Origin of the sequence: Pantoea sp. BJ2 (assembly GCF_040255075.1) — a bacterium.
Classification (GTDB): Bacteria; Pseudomonadota; Gammaproteobacteria; order Enterobacterales; family Enterobacteriaceae; genus Pantoea; species Pantoea leporis.
The window spans coordinates 744,542-760,195 of the sequence record NZ_CP158293.1; the positions used below are offsets into that span (position 1 = coordinate 744,542).

Sequence of the window (15,654 nt, forward strand, 5' to 3'; positions counted from 1 at the left end):
TCAGTGCAATATTTGTGATGCTTCTATCGGGCTGTGAGAAAAATTCCGAACGTCCGCTTCTCACTATGAGTTCAACCGATGGATGCAATACACTTATTGAACCGTTCTGCGGGTGATTTATAGTCTGGCGTTTTTCTCGGCCTTTAAATTAGCTGAGTGGCAACACTGTAGGTCTTTGCTGGCTGTTAACAGACAGGTCAGTTCATTTGGAAAATATTGTCTGAGCAGCCTGTTAGTATTTTCATTTGAGTCACGCTGCCAGGGAGATTGAGGATCACATAAATAAATCTGAATGTCTGTCGCTACAGTAAATCGAGCGTGGCTGGTCATTTCAGCGCCTCGATCCCATGTTAATGCTATATAAAGCTCAATAGGTAATTCGCGCGCTTATTTGATGAGTGCAGATATAACAATTTTGTTTTTGTTGTCCGTGATTATGGTGAGCATAACAAAGCGGAAACGGCGTTCAACGAGGATGACGAAAGAGGAGTTTTTAGAGCCCTGGATCAGATCACCTCCCCAGTGGCCAGGTATGGTTCTGTCTGCGGCTTCAGCTGGCCTTTGGGTGACAGATATCGCATCCGGGATTGATCCCAATCCTTTCCCTTTAAGTGAAGACTTTGGGGATCAACGTACCGTTCTTCCGCTTCTGAGTCATTGATGCAGTTGTTTTTTAATGCTCCACGGATTTGTATAAAATGCGTTTTTTAAACCATTTTGTGTGACACATGCATTTCCTGATTATCTGGATAACAGGGTTTCAGCCAACCGGCGATTTATTCCGGCGACCAGTCCTGATGCATCTTCTCAGCAATAATTTTACACAATGTGGTGCTTTCATTAGCTTGCAGAGTTTTGGTCTCAGAGCACTTTCCCACGCGGCAGCATTGGCTTTTGCTGCCCGGTATTGTTTTGCACCTCTGTACCTCCTGATCAAGCGGCTGATCGCTGAGGGGGCTCTTGATAAGTTGTTTGCGATCGCCCTGATGGTGATTTTTGCTACCAGCCCTCTGGATATTTCCTCTCTTTCAGCAAGTGAAAAAGATTACCGATACCGTTTTCTCACCAGGGGCGATACCCACCAGTCTGCTGAATAGTGTGCATAATAGAAAAATGATATCTGTCGAACATTCTGGCGATATCATGCAGGAAATCACCTCGCGATTATCTGGCCCAGACAATCGCTTTCTGTTCTGTCGTGTAAAAAGTGAGCGCTCTTTGTTTCATGGCAACGTCCCCCCATGGTTAAGGATAGCGTTGAACTCACAACCCGAAGCGAACATTGCCTGGCTTCATTGTACTACAGCCTGATAATGGATAAGTGTTACCTGCCTGTGGGGATAGAGGGCTCGAGTACCCATACCAACAAGTTGACCAATTAGTTTCGGCAGCGCCACTCTTTATCTTACTGTGCATTCGGATTTCCTTGTGTGAGCCGGATAAGCTCAGGCAGCCGTATGTACCGCCGGCTGTCTGATTTTGTCAGCACTTAGCCCAGTTGTCGTCGCTACTGTGGAATGTTTCAGACAACGGCTTTTACGTTACCGGCTGCATAACAAGTCTGCTGTTGTGTAGCTTAACTTCTGGTTTAAGGATAGAAACGCCTTCACTAATAGTAAACGCTGAGACCATGCCATTCAGCGCTTCAGCCTGTTCGGTCAGTGAATGGGCAGCGGCGGATGCTTCTTCGACCAGCGAGGCATTCTGTTGCGTCACGTCATCCATCTGATTGATCGCCTGATGCACCTGGCTTATTCCCAGAGACTGTTCCTGCGCGGCAACCGAAATTCCGTCTATCAGCTCATTGACCTGACGAACAGCGTCATCCATCCGCGTCATGTTCTCACCAACTTCGCTGGCCTGTAACGTACCCGCCTCAACAAAAGCAATGGAGGATTCAATCAGCGCCTTGATTTCACGGGCAGAGGCGGAAGAGCGCTGTGCCAGGTTTCTGACTTCGCCAGCCACAACCGCAAAACCACGACCCTGCTCACCGGCGCGGGCGGCCTCGACCGCTGCGTTAAGTGCGAGGATATTGGTCTGGAATGCCACGCCCTCAATCAGGGCTATGATGTCTGTGATTTTGGCCGAGCTGCTCCGGATGTCTGACATAGTACCAATCATGGTGCTGACTTTGACGGAACTGTCATCAGAAATCTCACGGGCATTTTTCGCCAGCTTACTGGCCAGCCGGGTGTTTTCGGCCGTCTGCCGGACCGTCTCGCTGAGCTGATACATGCTGGCTGCGGTTTCCTCCAGGGAGGCAGCCTGGCCTGCTCTTCGGTCCGCGAGGATAAATCATCATTGCCCGCGGCTATTTCGCCTGAAGAAACGCTGACGGAGTATGCCGCCTGCCCGACGGTCTTAAGTGAAGTGTCAACCTTGCTTACAAGTTGATTAAACGCTTTCGCGGTAAGCCCTATCTCATCGCGACGAGACTCATCTGCCCTAAGGGTTAAATCAAGATTTTCACTTGCGCTCTCCATTACGGTACGCATGCCATTCATATGGCGGCGAATAGACAGAATGGTTCTTACCGTGAAATAACCCAGTATCACGATACCCGCGGCAGAACCCGCGATGAGTGTCCATAAAGTCTTATGATAAGTACGGGTGTTATGCGCGTCGAATGCGTTGCCGATGCCGACGTTAAGCTGACGCTGCTTCAGATAGTCATAAATCAGGCTACGGGTGGTAGCGCCTACACCGTCATTTCCCTGCAGGTCGGGCATCGCCACATCATCATTGTGCGCTCTGGAACCAGCAAAAAAAGCCGGTAACCTGGCACGCATTTGCTGAATAATGGCAAGTTCACGCTCAGTCATCTGTCGATCTTCGTCGTTAGAAACGTTCACCTCAAGATAGTGCCGGGTACCTTCCGTCAGCTGGTCGATATTTTCATTAATCTCTTTTTCAAACTTTGCCTGCTGGCTGAGGATTTTTGAACTCTGATGCCGGTAAAGACTAATGATAATTTTGTTGCTCGTGTCAATCAGGTCGTCAATATCTGTAATGGAATGGATAGTGTTTTCTTGCACGTACTTAAAACGTGCCTGAAATCCGGTCACCACATTAACGGATGTGGTAACGAGTGCGATCAGTGATATCGCCAGTAGCGAGAAGGTCAGGAAAAGCCGCTGTGAAATGGTCATTACGTGCTCCGATGTTTGCTGTGTTTGGTAAGTTATTGCTTACTTTCATCAACAGTTTCGGGCGAAATAATGCGGGCTTTAGTTACAAGTGTATGCAGATGTGTTAGCTGATTGTTGCTTTCAGAAGAGGCCATCAGCAATGTGCCAGAAGCGGATTTAGCAACCATTATGTTAATTTATCACCGGGAAATAATCGGGCCAATGCCTGTAAGCTTACGTTGAAGAACAGGCCAACCGCCTTTCACTACTTAATCCAGATAGCCTTTTCAGGCTTAAGGAGCGCAGCACAGCCGACGATTTTTTGGCCAGGAAGGTGGTCATGGTTCTTGAAAAAGTTGTGTAATGGCTTACTCTAGTGCACTAGAAGATATCGTTCGAGATAATGATGACTATGTCCCGCAGCGTTGGTATGCAGCTCTCTTTTGCTCTCTATGGGGCAGCTAACCGTATGGCCCGGATGCACAAGCCGTTCCTGGAGCCGTTAGGGCTGACGTTTCCGCAGTACCTGGTAATACTCGAACTCCTGAACGGATCGCCATTATCAGTTGGCACGCTTGGCACCTCTCTCGATATGGACACGGGCACTATCACGCCGCTTGTCAAGCGTCTTGAGACAGCCGGCTTTGTTACTCGTACCCGAGACCCGAACGATGAACGACGTGTGCTGGTCAATCTGACCCCACGTGCCGAGAATATCCGGGAAGAAATCTTGGGCGTTACTAAGAAGATCAAGAGTGCCTGTAAGCTGGACGAAGCTGGACTTATTTTGCTTCGCGAGACTTTGCAGGACCTCTGTAGACCTCGAAACGATTAAAGAGGCCGACTACAGTCTGTTTTTGCTAATTTATCTAGTACGCTAGAGTCTTGCTGACTAGAGATGTTTGGGCGGAATATGACCCGCCATTAAGGTCATCTGATGATCGAAAGAAACTGTCGCCCAGGGCCGTCGTGTCCATGACGTTATGGTTATGGCTACCTGACAGACACTCACCCTAACAAAGGAAGCAGTTATGACTATGAATCTCATTCATTCCAGCGCCGAAACCTCACCAGATGAAACGCTGTCGTTCAGAGAAACTATCCGCACGCGTCGCTCTGTCCGTGGCTTTCTCGATAATCCCGTGCCTTTAAGCATTATCCGGGAGGTGCTGGAAGATGCTCAGTACGCACCTTCTAACTGCAATACGCAGCCCTGGAATACGCACATCGTCCGCGGCGAGAAGCTCAGGCAGCTCTCCAGAATTCTGCACGTCAAAAACGATGCTGGAGAATTCACACCGGACTTTACTTTCGACCAGAACGACTATTACGGCGAATATCGTAAGCGTAACGACGCGCTAGGCAAGGCCTATTATGAAGCCATGAACGTGATGCGCGAGGACAAGGAGGGGCGGCATCGCGTGGGCGCGATGAACTACTCGTTCTTTAATGCTCCCCAGGTCGCGTTCCTGTTCATGCCCTCATTTGGTGACAATGTGCGCGTTGCAGGAGACATCGGTATGTATGGACAGACCTTCCTGTTGTCGCTCGCGGCGCGTGGTCTCGGTGGTATTCCCCAAACTTCGCTTGGTTTTTTTGCCCAGACAATCCGTGAATTCCTCGGCGTGCCTGACGAATTGAAACTGCTCTTTGGCATATCTTTCGGCTACCCGGATGAGGCGGCGCCCGGTAACCGGTTCCGCATGGATCGTGTACCGGTCGACACCAGTGTCACCTTACACGACTGACAGAGGATGGGGCGTCATTGTTTTATCCGCCCCGTCCTCCACCGCATCAATTACACAGCGATTAATCGTAACGAGGATGAGATCATGAATATTGGCATACTGGGCACCGGCAATATCGGTAAAACGCTGGTTATGAAACTCAGCGCTGCTGGTCATGACGTCAAGGTCGCGAATTCACGCGGTCCTGACACGATCGAAGGCGAAATCCTGACTCATGGCGCCCGTGCCGTCACGGCCACTGAAGCCCTGACGGGCGTCGACGTAGTGATCCTGTCGACACCACTCAGCGCCATTCCGAAGATCGCCCCGCTGTTCGCCAGCGTGCCTGCCAGCACCGTTATAATCGACACCTCCAACTACTATCCAAAACGTGACGGTGAAATCGCTGACATCGAAGCCGGCCAAACCGAGAGCGAGTGGGTTGCAGAGCAGCTTGGCCGCCCCATCGCCAAAGCGTGGAACGCCATTACTTCCGCCTCCTTTGCACAGAAAGGCCTCCCTGCAGGGACAGCCGGGCGGATCGCCATTCCCGTTGCTGCCAGCGGCGAGCGTGAACGGGATGTGGCGATAAGGCTGGTCGACGAGACCGGGCTCGACGCTGTTTATGCGGGACCGCTCAGCGAATCATGGCGCCAGCAGCCCGGAGCGCCAGTTTACTGCACGGATCTGACGCGCGATGAGGTGCCGGATGCTCTGACCGCGACCGAGCGGGCCCGCCTGCCGAAACGTCGTGACCTCGCCATCGAGGCGATTATGGAACGGGTTGGCGACAGCACCACTAATCCCGACTCGGACTATGCCGTGCGTCTGACGCGCGCGCTCTTTATGTAGCTCACGCAGCGACCCGGGTATGCAGCCGTTGTGGCCGGTTCAGACATGCCCTTTCCTGAAACGTGTCGACGCTCTGACGCTCTATCAACAAACTGAATAAGGTATTGAACTCATGGCAATGCATCAGAAGCCCGTCGTACTGATTCTGGGCGCTACCGGAACTATCGGTAGCCATATCGTCAAAGAACTCGACGACAAAGAGGTTCATCTTCGTATCGCTTCACGCAAGCAAGACACGGTAGACCAGCTGCGCAGGGATGGAAAAGATGGCGTTTATCTCGATCTTGATAAACCGGAGACCTTCGCGCTCGCGCTCGCGGGCGTAGATCGCGTTTTCCTCTTAACCGGCTACAGCGTTGCCATGCTCACGCAGAGTAAAACCCTGGTGGATGCAGCCAAAAAGGCAGGTGTGAGCCATATCGTGCATGTGGGTGTGTTCGCTGAATGGGATACCACGGATGCCCACTTTGCATGGCATCAGATGATTGAAAAATATATCGAGGCGAGTGGTATTGCCTGGACGCATCTCCATCCAAATATGTTTATGAATGTATTCACCGGTCTTTATATCCCCAAAAATTTCACCTACACGACTTACTGGGCCGATCGGAGAGTCGGCTATATCGCGCCCGAGGACATTGCCGCCGTAGCCGCAAAAGTGCTCTTCGATGGGCCTGCGCGTCATGCCGGTCAGCATTACTGGCTGAGCGTGGAAAGTTTGAACGGTGAAGAAATTGCCGCGCTGATGAGTGAGGTAACCGGGCTTGAAATCAGGTGCGAAGACAAAGGACTGGAAGGATTCCGTCAGTTGATTGATTCACTTATCTCTCAAGGGGCTGACAGCTGGTACGCCAGTGCAAACATTGATTTCGTTACCCAGATGCTTGATGGCAGGATGTCCTATATGTCGATGGTGCAAAACGATCTTCCTTATATTCTCGGCAGGCCAGCGAAAACGGTGCGGGAATATTTGACTGAAAATAAAAGTCAGCTAATTGCTTCAGCAAAGAACCTTCAATAAGAAAGTACCGGTGCTCGTGAGATGCTGGCATTTTATTCACGAGCACGTTTTTGCCAGCCTTGTTGAGTTATGATTTTTTGCGGCAGGTTCCCTGCCCGGACGCAGACACGCGTGACTTAGCGCATGTAAAGGCCTCTCAGGCCTCATTTAAAGCGTCTCACTGGACAATAACCAGCGGCTTTATTTTCTCAGGCATTCAACAACGCATCTGTTTTTGCTCATGAACATGGGTAACAAGCGATGCGTAATTTAATGATGCACCGGGACCAATCCAAATGAAAAGTTTTACCCGCGATCTCATTATCTGGATTGAAGAGAATCTTGATAAAAAAATCATCCTCGACGAAGTGGCAGAGAAGTCCGGTTACAGTAAGTGGCATCTCCAGCGATTGTTTCGCCAGGAAACGGGCATGAAACTGGCCACCTACATTCGCGAACGCAGACTGTCCGAATCGGCCATCCTGTTGAAAATGACCAGCGCACCTGTTATCCATGCGGCTGAAAAGTTCGGCTTTACCAATCAGCAGGCTTTCACCCGGACCTTTACAAAATATTTTTGTCTGCCCCCGGCGCGTTACAGGCAGACCAGGGAGTGGCATTTTCGCGGCCTGCAGCCCAGTCTTTTATCAACCGCTGGCACCATGTCGGAACCGGAAACTACATGGCTTAGCGCGCCCGCGCTTTCTGATGTGACCTTCAGCTACCAGTGTGAAAGCGCCGACCTTTACAGTATTGATTTCCACACGGAGCAGCGTGAGCAGGGCCTTAAAAAGGCGGCGCGCCTCCTTCGCGGAGAATCCCCCACCTGGTTCGCAGAACGTTTTGAGCCTGACAGCTCCTCCGGCAATATTCGATTGACACTGACCTTTGGCTGTCGCGAGGATAAAGATGAGCGTGGCGGGAAGAAGACGTCCAGTCCATGCATGTTCCTGCGCTTCCCGTTTGAAGGTAGTGCGGCAGAACTGACTGAAATGCAGATGAATGTTTACCGGCACATTCTGCCGCGCCGTGCTGAAGCCCGGCGGGACGGGCACGACTTATTCATTATGGGGCCGGGCCATGAGGCAAACCTTATGTCATCTCACTTTCAGGGGGATTATTACATACCGGTGACAGCAATCTAAACGCGTTGTGAGCCGGTTTCCTGACTTCTTAAAGGATATTTAACGCAGCTATGAATTAATCTTTCAGATGAAATACTAATAAGCCTTGAAAAATTTATTTCCGGCAAAATACCTGGTGGGAATATTGCACGGGGCACGCATTTTGTTCCAGTAGATACGCAGATTGCATGTCGATTGTTTCTTATAAACGTGCCGGTAGCTGCCTATATACAGTGTAAAAATTGAGTATATGCAAGTTAAAGTTGGTAAACGTCCGCTGTTCGCTCACAGCAGACCTTGCCACGCGAGCATGTCCGCTCAGTGCCAAAAGCGAACGTTAGTATTTGCACTGATCAATGCGGGTAATAGCCTTAATTTGTGTTAGAAAGTTGTTTCAAATTTCAAGGGCGCTGTTTCTAAACTTGATGGAGCAAAAATGAGAACGCAAAAACGATGCATGGGATATGTGGCCATCGTGGTCGATGACTATGACCGAGCAATTGAGTACTACACCGACAAGCTGGGATTTACGCTGGTAGAAGACACGCCGCAACCGGGTAAGCGCTGGGTCGTTGTGACGCCAAATCCCGAAAGCGACTGTAATCTTCTCCTGGCCCGTGCTTCAAATGAACAGCAGGAAAGCTTTATCGGTAACCAGTGCGGCGGGCGTGTATTCATGTTCTTACAGACAGACAACTTCTGGCGCGACTATAACGCTATGAAGGCTAAGGGCGTTCACTTCTGTCAGGAGCCACGTGAGGAAGAGTACGGGATGGTTGTTGTGTTTGAGGACGTCTACGGCAATCGCTGGGATCTCTACCAGAATAAGCAAAATTAAAGCTTTAGGGATCAGGTTACCACGCATAACTGGTTTCAATGCCCGGTCCGCTGTTCGTTTAAAATTGCCTCTAATTTCCAACCGCGCTGAGGAGCGGCGGCGGTTCTGTGAAGAACTCAGGCGTTAAATTTTCAGCGCCACTCCAAGTCATAAAGAGAGAAATAACACCATGACCGAGACGATTCGAATCGCAGCGATTAGTGATGCAGAGGCTGTTACGGCACTTACCAGAATGGCTTACGCCAAGTGGGTGCCTGTGATTGGTCGAGAACCTCTTCCGATGACGTCAGATCATGCTGCATTCATCAAAGAACACAGAGTTGACCTTTTGTTCTGTGGCAAAGATCTGGCCGCGCTCGTTGAAACAATTCAGCGCAAGGAAGATATCCTCATTGAAAACGTAGCAGTTAGCCCGCGTTTTCAGAAACGTGGTTATGGAAGAAAAATGGTGGCTCATGCAGAGCATTTGGCAATTCAGGCCGGTTTAGATATCGTCCGGCTTTATACGAACTCGCTATTTGAAGTGAATCTTCACCTGTACGCATCATTAGGCTATGAATTTGAGCGCAGTGAAGAACGCAACGGCGGAGTCGCTATCCACATGCTCAAGCGCTTGGCCTAGACGATATCGGATGTGGTCAGGCAGGATGTCTGCTGGGAAAACGGCATCACCAGACCATGATGCGCAGCAGGGATTGGCGCGCTCCCTGTTCGATAACACATCGCAACGTTAGTAATACATCCTTCGCGGTAACAACCATTGCGAACATCCGCACCTCGCTCATAGCGGACCGTTCCCGGTCTTAGGTCCGCTTAGTGCCAGAAGCGGACATCGATTAAAATTGCTGTGAATTAAACGCCACGAGATTTCTCTAATTTGATGTCAGTGCCATTGAGATCTGTTTCATTACCCCAACCGAGCTGCATATAAAATTTCGCCGCTCGACTATTTTTATCGGTTTCCAACCAGGCAATCTCATGATGTTGGAATAACTCCTGCTCAGCTAGCCTAACAAGCCTGCGACCTATTCCTTTGCCTTCATATTCAGGCAGAACAAAGGCTGCAAACAGACAGCCTTCATCCGGCAAAATCATGGAGAAGCCAATAATTTTGTTATTTTCAGTCGCAACCCATGCGCAAAGACTTTTTTCAATCATATCGCCTACGACGCCTTCGGTAATACCCATCTGCCGCATCTCTTCACGACTCAGGTGATTCTCCATTACCGATGTTCTGACGTCGAACATACCCTCGATATCAGAGAGTTGAGCTGTTCTTAGGTAGATACTCATTAGTCTAACTCCATGTATGACAGAATAATTTTCATAATAATGTCAAAATAAAATCAACGGAATATAAAGTTTAAGGTAGCTAATTATGTCCGCTGTTCGCTCATAGCGGATTTCCCGAGGTTGCAGCGACCTATGCGCAGCCGTTACGTTGTCTAATTGCATGCGGATGAAGGGATTACAGTGGTGGTGTACAGTTAAATTTTCTTACCGTGACGACTGTTCCTCAACCTCGCCTTTTGCTAGCCTATGCGGCTGGACTGCTTCCAGCCGCATTAGCGTTGCCGGTTAAGGAGTTTCCATGTCGCCTTTCAATAAACACCGCCCCTTCATTTCCCTTTCTCGTCGTCAGCGTCGTAAAAAAGTCATCGAACTTAAAAACCGTATCTATCGTGGACGTCAGCGTTGTGGCGGGTTGTTCTATGATGATTGCGATATCCAATACTACAAAGATAACCCTGACCATATTTGGGCATGGAGTGATATCTATTTTGTCGGCCGCGATCCCGCCGATCTCTGGAATGCTGAAATCATCACGGCTAAGTTGGCGTTTCAAGATGCGGTACATGATCGCGCATTCAATGAAACCTGGGCGATGCTCAGTCAGCAGGAACAAGAAGAAGAGGCGCGATATGAAACAACTCCCAATGTGAATAGCAAAGGCAAAATCGTTAGCCGTACCTTTCTACACCGAGAAAAACAGGCTTATGCGATTTTTGGTGGGCTGACATTTTGGCAGTTTGTTGAGAAGCGTGAGCAGGAAATAGGACAAGATGAACAGCAGGATGTATGTTGTAGTTATCAATTTCTGCCGGGGTTCGCTTATGGGCATGGGCTACGGATGGTTGTTGATGCTGAGGCGCTTAGTGTGCCAGTTATTGAGGCTTCGATTGGAGATTTTTTGAAAAGAGTGAGTGATGTGCCTAGGGGACAGCGATTTATAAGTGGGAGGATTTAAGATGCGAGTGTCCATTAATTAGGGAATAGGAGGGAGTTAACCTTTATCACCCTCCCATATTATTATTTCCCAGTGGATTTACTAGGTTTTAATCCTGGAGTATTTCCGGGAGTATCTTTGTTGTCACGCCGACGCTGATCAGGCTTTCCTGTCGATTTAGCTATTGGTTTTGGACCAGGTTTAAGACCCATGATATTTATCCTTCTAATTTAAGAGGGGCTGCCCTCCTATTCGGTTTTATGGCATAGCTCAAAAAATAACAAGAGGATTAATACGTCACATGCCAGTTAAATTATTATTTTTGATCAGTGTCATTTTATGGCATGTAGCGGGCTTTCGAATGGAGCATTATTCACCATTTGCTATGCGGTTCTTACTAATATTGATGAGCCGGGGTTGTTAACCTGGTTATCCCTCTTAATGCTTTCTTCTTACGTGCATCACAATCTCTTTCTGAATTCATATCACGCTGAAACAATAGGATTTATCATTTTCAAACCATAGTTATCAATGAGGCCATCTATGAACAGCACAGTATACGATGCTTTCCGCTGCCTGAACTTACTTGCGACAGCGACTCGTCCGCATGGAATTCGTGAAATGGGACGGGAGCTTGGACTGGATTCAGCTAAGGTTACGCGATTGATACAGACCTTGCTGACATTGGATATGGTACAGCGCGATGCCAACCGCAAATACAGTTTAGGTATCGGTATCCACCGCTTGTCGGCTCACGCGATTCACAATTCAGCATTTTACAATGCGGTAATGGACTTACTTGAAGAGAGCGGGAATCACGCCATCTCCATCGTGATCGGTGTTCTAAGTGGAAATAAGGTGGTCTATTTGATTCATACCCGCGGCGGAAAGAGTATTGCGCGTGCCATAGGCAATTATGAGTCCTATCCGGTCCATGATTCGGTGATCGGCATTAAGCTTCTATCAGCGATGAGCGACGAAGAGATTATCAGCCAGATTGGTATCCACGATTATCAACTGCTGAGAAATGATATTGACGAGTCGCGTCGGCATCAGGTGTTTGCCAAAAATTTTGGTGCGGGAGATTACCGTCTGGCATGTAATATTCCCGGCATGCAGGCAGCGATCGCACTATCGAATATCAGCAGTGAAAAAATGGATATTGAGAGCTTACGTTTGTACCTTACGTCGGCAGCGAAGAAAATTAGCGGAGAATCACTGCCGATGCTGCAGCAGTAACTCGCAACGAGCAGCTGTCTCAGACACGAGCTGCCCGGTTTTATATAGCGTAGAACCCAGTCCCACACTGTCGTAATAACGCAGGAACTCAGCTGCATTCTCCACCCCTACCCCGCCCACGGCTGAAAAGCTTACGGGCTGAGAGAGTGGACCTTTCACCAGTTGAGGGTAATTTTTCGGTAGCGAACAGGCCGGAAAAACTTTCATCACATCCACTCCCAGATCGATAGCAGTGAATATTTCACTCGGCGAAAACACCCCCGCGTACACTACAAGTCCATATAGTTTAGCCTGCGCAATCACAGCCGGGTTTAAATTAGGAGTCAGAATAAAATCCGCAGCGGCTGCAAAACTGCGCTGCACCTGATCTTCTGTGGTGACAGTTCCCACGCCAAGCTGGATATCATTCCCAAAGCGATGGCGGACTTGTCGCAGGCTGATTTCCCAGTTAGGTGAATTGGTAGTGATTTCTATACGATGAATGCCCTGCTCAACCAGGCAGGCAATATGCGGCACTGCGTCTTCTGGCGTTATCCCGCGGAGGATAGCGATGATTTGCTGATTATCCACCATAACTAAATACCCCATTTAATCCGGCAATGATTGCGTCTTCAGCAGCTAAGAGTTCATAACGACGATGCAAAACCTCACATGCCAACTGGTAATGTGGCAAAAGCATTTCACTACCAATAAAGCATACCGTTTTATTGCCGCCAGGGTGTCCGCATGCAACTTCGTATCCAATGAGCAATCCGGAAAGCCAGGAAGCGGCCTGTTCCTGAGCCAAAGCACCAAGAATATAACGGCCCCGGCAGCGAAACAGTTCCGTCACCAGTTCAACTTTATCATGCACCACTGATAGCGCGGTTTCGACACCCGCCTGAAAAGCGGCCGGTGAGTGAACTTGCTCCGGCAGCCCTTTACCCACCACGGATTGATTGAGTAACAAATGATAAAGTTCGCCAGTCATCAAGGTCTGCATCTCAGTGACCTGCTGCTGCGAGCGTTCAACCCACAGCCATTTGCTGTGGGTGCCGACGGCGGCGAATGTGGAGGCATCAGAAAGCGTGAGCGCACCCGCCAGTTGCATCTCTTCACCACGGCAGATCTCATTCACTCGTTTATCGCAAATACCGGGCCGTATGGTCAGCGGATTTGGCAGGATACCCGGCAGTTCCAGGCCTTTACCCAGCAGTTGCGAAAAACTAAGTGGCATATTGAGGTAACCGGCGTCAGCAATACCGATATTGCTGCCAATCATGCCGCAGAGCAGCACGGGTATTTGTTCATCGTAAGCATCCTCTAGCCGATGCAGCTGCTGCTTTAAAATCTCAGGCAACGCTGAGCGCTGGCACTTGCCGACGCCGCAGCTGTCTTGCACAGATTTAATCACTACGCCATCGCGCACGCTGAGGGCGCGAAAGTTGCTGGTACCCCAATCCACCGCGATATAGTTCATGGACGTCCTCCTAACACGGCGAGAGGCAGGAAATCCGTGATCTCTTTCAATTCCCGACGCGTGGCGTCATCCAGACTTTTCGCCGGCTCACGTACATAATCGCTGGCAAAAATCCCTGCCTGGTGCAGCACTGTTTTATGTATGGCTACCCCGATCCCCGGTTGCACTCCATAGCGCAGGAAAGGTAGATAGCGATAAAACAGCGCTTGCGCTTCCTGACGATCTTGCTGCCATGCCGCCAGGATGGCATTAATCACGTCCGGGAATTCGCAAGCAGGCATGGTGCCCGTTACACCACGGCATAACTCCTCAAAGAGGAAACCTGCGTTCAAGCCGCCAAACAGGCCTACGCTATCTCCAAGCGCCTGTTTTAACGCAGTGATTTTCAACGTCGTCGGCGGTTGTTCCACTTTGATATACCTGATGGCGGGAAAGTCCTGACACAAACGCACCAGCGTCGAAACGGGAATGTTAACGCCCGTCATCAGAGGCGCGTCCTGGATCATGATATCGATTTCGCTGGCCTGACATATGTCTCGCCAGAAGTGATAGATCTCCTCCGGACCGGGCTTAACCACCGAAGGCGGATTGACCATCGCCACCTGAGCTCCCCAGCGATGCACCCGGTTGATGTCTTCAATGGCAACAGCGGATGAAGCACCGCCAGCAGCAGCCACCAGCGGTAAATCCCCCACCAGCTTTTTGACGCAAAAGAACAGGATCTGCTTTTCATCCTGCGTTAAGGCGTAGCCTTCGGAAGCATTGCCAAACAATGCAAGACCATCAATGCCTTGTTGCAGCAGAAATTTCACCAGACGTTCAATGGATGCCAAATCCAGCTGGCCCTGCTCATCAAATGCCGTGGCGAGAATGGGTATGTTACCTTTTAACATGCAGCCTCCATCATCACGTCGCGCACGCGATCTTCATCAATTTCAATGCCTAACCCTGCGCCCTGCGGCAGGTGATACTCACCGCGTTCGCAAATCAGTGGCTGCTTGAGCAGTTGATTAGCGATGGCAAAAACTGGCGGCTGATATTCGAGCATAAACAGGTTGGGTATGGCGGCAGCAACATGGATCGACGCGGCGATGCAAGGACCTAGACCCACGCTTAAATGCGGTGCCACACGTAAATTCCATGTTTCGGCCAGCGACGCGATATGCATCAGCTCGCTAATGCCGGTTCTGCCGACATCGGGCTGAAGGATATCTGCAGCGCGCTGTTCAATCACTGCTTTGAATTGATAACGCGTACGCTCGGTTTCACCTAACGCAATGCTGACCGCACTTTTGGCACGTAATTCGCGATGGCCAGCGATATCTTCTGGCAGCAGTGGTGCTTCGAGAAAGCCGACGCCCAGCGCGTGCAGTTGCGCTGCTAAATCAGTAGCGTCTGCCACACCGTAATTCCAGTGCGCATCAATGAAGACTTGCGCCTCATCGCCGAGCGTTTCACGAATGGCTCGAATATTTTTAATGTCTTCTCGCACGCCGTAGCCTAGAGCTAACTTAACGGCATTAAAGCCTTTCTCCTGCCATTGCCTGGCGAGGCGGCTGCGGCTTTCAATATCAGGCTCAGGTAAACCCGAGACATAGCAAGGGATCACATCGCGAAAGGCACCGCCGAGTAGTTGATGGACCGGAAGACCAAGAATTTTGCCCTTGAGATCCCACAATGCGATATCCACACCTGCAATAGCGTCGATATGATAACCACCGGTATGTCCACGATCGCGCATGGAGTCATACATTTTTGAGTTGAGCACGCTGCTTGAGAATGGTGATTCCCCTATCAACAATGGCGCGAATAGCTGCTTAATCAGTTCTGCGATCACCTGAGGCACCACCGGCGCCAGGGCTTCTCCCCACCCTATATGCCCTTCGCTACTGGTAATTTTCACCAGGCAGGTTTCCATCTTGCGTGAGTAGACGCAGCGGTATTCTGAACGATAGTAATAATCCGGACCGGTTCCGTCCGGCTTACCGCCGAGGTAGGCATGCTCCGGGGTGATTTTGAGTGGGAAACACTCCACTTTCGTTATGTGCATAAAGGCT

General features: G+C 50.0%; 14 protein-coding genes and 2 pseudogenes. 9 read left to right on the forward strand and 7 right to left on the reverse strand.

All coding sequences use genetic code 11. The features are described from left to right. Positions 1-71 precede the first annotated feature (71 nt). Positions 72-1,227, reverse strand: a pseudogene (locus AAF463_RS22950) (IS30 family transposase). A gap of 381 nt (positions 1,228-1,608) precedes the next feature. Continuing rightward, a pseudogene (locus AAF463_RS22955) lies at positions 1,609-3,152 on the reverse strand (methyl-accepting chemotaxis protein); the annotation flags it as partial. A 382-nt stretch (positions 3,153-3,534) separates the two neighbouring features. Between AAF463_RS22955 and AAF463_RS22960 the strand changes: the two are divergent. The 7 genes from AAF463_RS22960 (at position 3,535) to AAF463_RS22990 (ending at position 9,294) form a co-directional block, all read left to right on the forward strand. Beyond that, positions 3,535-3,966 carry a MarR family transcriptional regulator gene (locus AAF463_RS22960; RefSeq protein WP_110868376.1) on the forward strand — a complete coding sequence of 144 codons (432 nt, stop codon included), beginning with the start codon at positions 3,535-3,537 and terminating at the stop codon, positions 3,964-3,966. 202 nt (positions 3,967-4,168) lie between these two features. Beyond that, on the forward strand, positions 4,169-4,879 hold the full coding sequence (locus AAF463_RS22965) for a nitroreductase (protein ID WP_350262465.1): 711 nt from the start codon (positions 4,169-4,171) through the stop codon (positions 4,877-4,879). Positions 4,880-4,963: 84 nt separating this feature from the next. Then, complete coding sequence (locus AAF463_RS22970) at positions 4,964-5,710, forward strand: NAD(P)-binding domain-containing protein (protein ID WP_350262208.1); 747 nt, start codon at positions 4,964-4,966, stop codon at positions 5,708-5,710. A gap of 112 nt (positions 5,711-5,822) precedes the next feature. Then, positions 5,823-6,731, forward strand: a complete 909-nt coding sequence (locus tag AAF463_RS22975) for an NmrA family NAD(P)-binding protein (protein WP_350262209.1) — start codon at positions 5,823-5,825, stop codon at positions 6,729-6,731. A gap of 275 nt (positions 6,732-7,006) precedes the next feature. Beyond that, positions 7,007-7,855, forward strand: coding sequence for a helix-turn-helix domain-containing protein (locus AAF463_RS22980; RefSeq protein ID WP_350262210.1), 849 nt, complete (start codon positions 7,007-7,009; stop codon positions 7,853-7,855). A gap of 415 nt (positions 7,856-8,270) precedes the next feature. Continuing rightward, positions 8,271-8,672 carry a VOC family protein gene (locus AAF463_RS22985; protein WP_271460565.1) on the forward strand — a complete coding sequence of 134 codons (402 nt, stop codon included), beginning with the start codon at positions 8,271-8,273 and terminating at the stop codon, positions 8,670-8,672. A 169-nt stretch (positions 8,673-8,841) separates the two neighbouring features. Continuing rightward, complete coding sequence (locus AAF463_RS22990) at positions 8,842-9,294, forward strand: GNAT family N-acetyltransferase (RefSeq protein WP_271460566.1); 453 nt, start codon at positions 8,842-8,844, stop codon at positions 9,292-9,294. A gap of 230 nt (positions 9,295-9,524) precedes the next feature. Here the strand turns inward: AAF463_RS22990 and AAF463_RS22995 are convergent, their stop codons facing one another. Continuing rightward, entirely contained in the window at positions 9,525-9,965 is a 441-nt protein-coding gene (locus AAF463_RS22995) for a GNAT family N-acetyltransferase (RefSeq protein ID WP_271460567.1), read from the reverse strand. 298 nt (positions 9,966-10,263) lie between these two features. Between AAF463_RS22995 and AAF463_RS23000 the strand changes: the two genes are divergently transcribed. Next, a complete protein-coding gene (locus AAF463_RS23000) occupies positions 10,264-10,920 on the forward strand; it encodes a hypothetical protein (protein ID WP_192235509.1) in 657 nt (218 codons plus the stop codon). A 522-nt stretch (positions 10,921-11,442) separates the two neighbouring features. Beyond that, positions 11,443-12,138 carry a helix-turn-helix domain-containing protein gene (locus tag AAF463_RS23005; protein WP_101761095.1) on the forward strand — a complete coding sequence of 232 codons (696 nt, stop codon included), beginning with the start codon at positions 11,443-11,445 and terminating at the stop codon, positions 12,136-12,138. Here AAF463_RS23005 and AAF463_RS23010 read toward each other — a convergent pair. The 4 genes from AAF463_RS23010 to AAF463_RS23025 are packed head-to-tail and all read right to left on the reverse strand — an operon-like array spanning position 12,115 to position 15,647. Beyond that, on the reverse strand, positions 12,115-12,711 hold the full coding sequence (locus tag AAF463_RS23010; protein ID WP_101761096.1) for a 2-dehydro-3-deoxyphosphogluconate aldolase: 597 nt from the start codon (positions 12,709-12,711) through the stop codon (positions 12,115-12,117). The two genes, AAF463_RS23005 and AAF463_RS23010, sit on opposite strands and share 24 nt — an antisense overlap. Beyond that, positions 12,701-13,597: a 2-dehydro-3-deoxygalactonokinase gene (locus tag AAF463_RS23015; RefSeq protein ID WP_350262211.1), complete on the reverse strand. Its 897-nt coding sequence runs from the start codon at positions 13,595-13,597 to the stop codon at positions 12,701-12,703. Before AAF463_RS23015 ends, AAF463_RS23010 begins: the two co-directional genes overlap by 11 nt. Then, positions 13,594-14,490, reverse strand: a complete 897-nt coding sequence (locus AAF463_RS23020) for a dihydrodipicolinate synthase family protein (RefSeq protein ID WP_350262212.1) — start codon at positions 14,488-14,490, stop codon at positions 13,594-13,596. The genes AAF463_RS23015 and AAF463_RS23020 overlap by 4 nt, the downstream gene beginning before the upstream one ends. Beyond that, positions 14,484-15,647 carry a mandelate racemase/muconate lactonizing enzyme family protein gene (locus AAF463_RS23025; RefSeq protein WP_350262213.1) on the reverse strand — a complete coding sequence of 388 codons (1,164 nt, stop codon included), beginning with the start codon at positions 15,645-15,647 and terminating at the stop codon, positions 14,484-14,486. Before AAF463_RS23025 ends, AAF463_RS23020 begins: the two co-directional genes overlap by 7 nt. Positions 15,648-15,654: the final 7 nt, after the last annotated feature.

What these genes read in the sequence shown, in the direction of transcription:
- AAF463_RS22985 (WP_271460565.1), top strand. Translation starts at nt 8,271, where the DNA reads ATGAGAACGCAAAAACGATGCATGGGATATGTGGCCATCGTGGTCGAT.
- AAF463_RS23015 (WP_350262211.1), bottom strand. Translation starts at nt 13,597, where the DNA reads ATGAACTATATCGCGGTGGATTGGGGTACCAGCAACTTTCGCGCCCTC.
- AAF463_RS23005 (WP_101761095.1), top strand. Translation starts at nt 11,443, where the DNA reads ATGAACAGCACAGTATACGATGCTTTCCGCTGCCTGAACTTACTTGCG.
- AAF463_RS22970 (WP_350262208.1), top strand. Translation starts at nt 4,964, where the DNA reads ATGAATATTGGCATACTGGGCACCGGCAATATCGGTAAAACGCTGGTT.
- AAF463_RS23010 (WP_101761096.1), bottom strand. Translation starts at nt 12,711, where the DNA reads ATGGTGGATAATCAGCAAATCATCGCTATCCTCCGCGGGATAACGCCA.
- AAF463_RS22960 (WP_110868376.1), top strand. Translation starts at nt 3,535, where the DNA reads ATGATGACTATGTCCCGCAGCGTTGGTATGCAGCTCTCTTTTGCTCTC.
- AAF463_RS23025 (WP_350262213.1), bottom strand. Translation starts at nt 15,647, where the DNA reads ATGCACATAACGAAAGTGGAGTGTTTCCCACTCAAAATCACCCCGGAG.
- AAF463_RS22980 (WP_350262210.1), top strand. Translation starts at nt 7,007, where the DNA reads ATGAAAAGTTTTACCCGCGATCTCATTATCTGGATTGAAGAGAATCTT.
- AAF463_RS22975 (WP_350262209.1), top strand. Translation starts at nt 5,823, where the DNA reads ATGGCAATGCATCAGAAGCCCGTCGTACTGATTCTGGGCGCTACCGGA.
- AAF463_RS23000 (WP_192235509.1), top strand. Translation starts at nt 10,264, where the DNA reads ATGTCGCCTTTCAATAAACACCGCCCCTTCATTTCCCTTTCTCGTCGT.
- AAF463_RS22995 (WP_271460567.1), bottom strand. Translation starts at nt 9,965, where the DNA reads ATGAGTATCTACCTAAGAACAGCTCAACTCTCTGATATCGAGGGTATG.
- AAF463_RS22965 (WP_350262465.1), top strand. Translation starts at nt 4,169, where the DNA reads ATGAATCTCATTCATTCCAGCGCCGAAACCTCACCAGATGAAACGCTG.
- AAF463_RS23020 (WP_350262212.1), bottom strand. Translation starts at nt 14,490, where the DNA reads ATGTTAAAAGGTAACATACCCATTCTCGCCACGGCATTTGATGAGCAG.
- AAF463_RS22990 (WP_271460566.1), top strand. Translation starts at nt 8,842, where the DNA reads ATGACCGAGACGATTCGAATCGCAGCGATTAGTGATGCAGAGGCTGTT.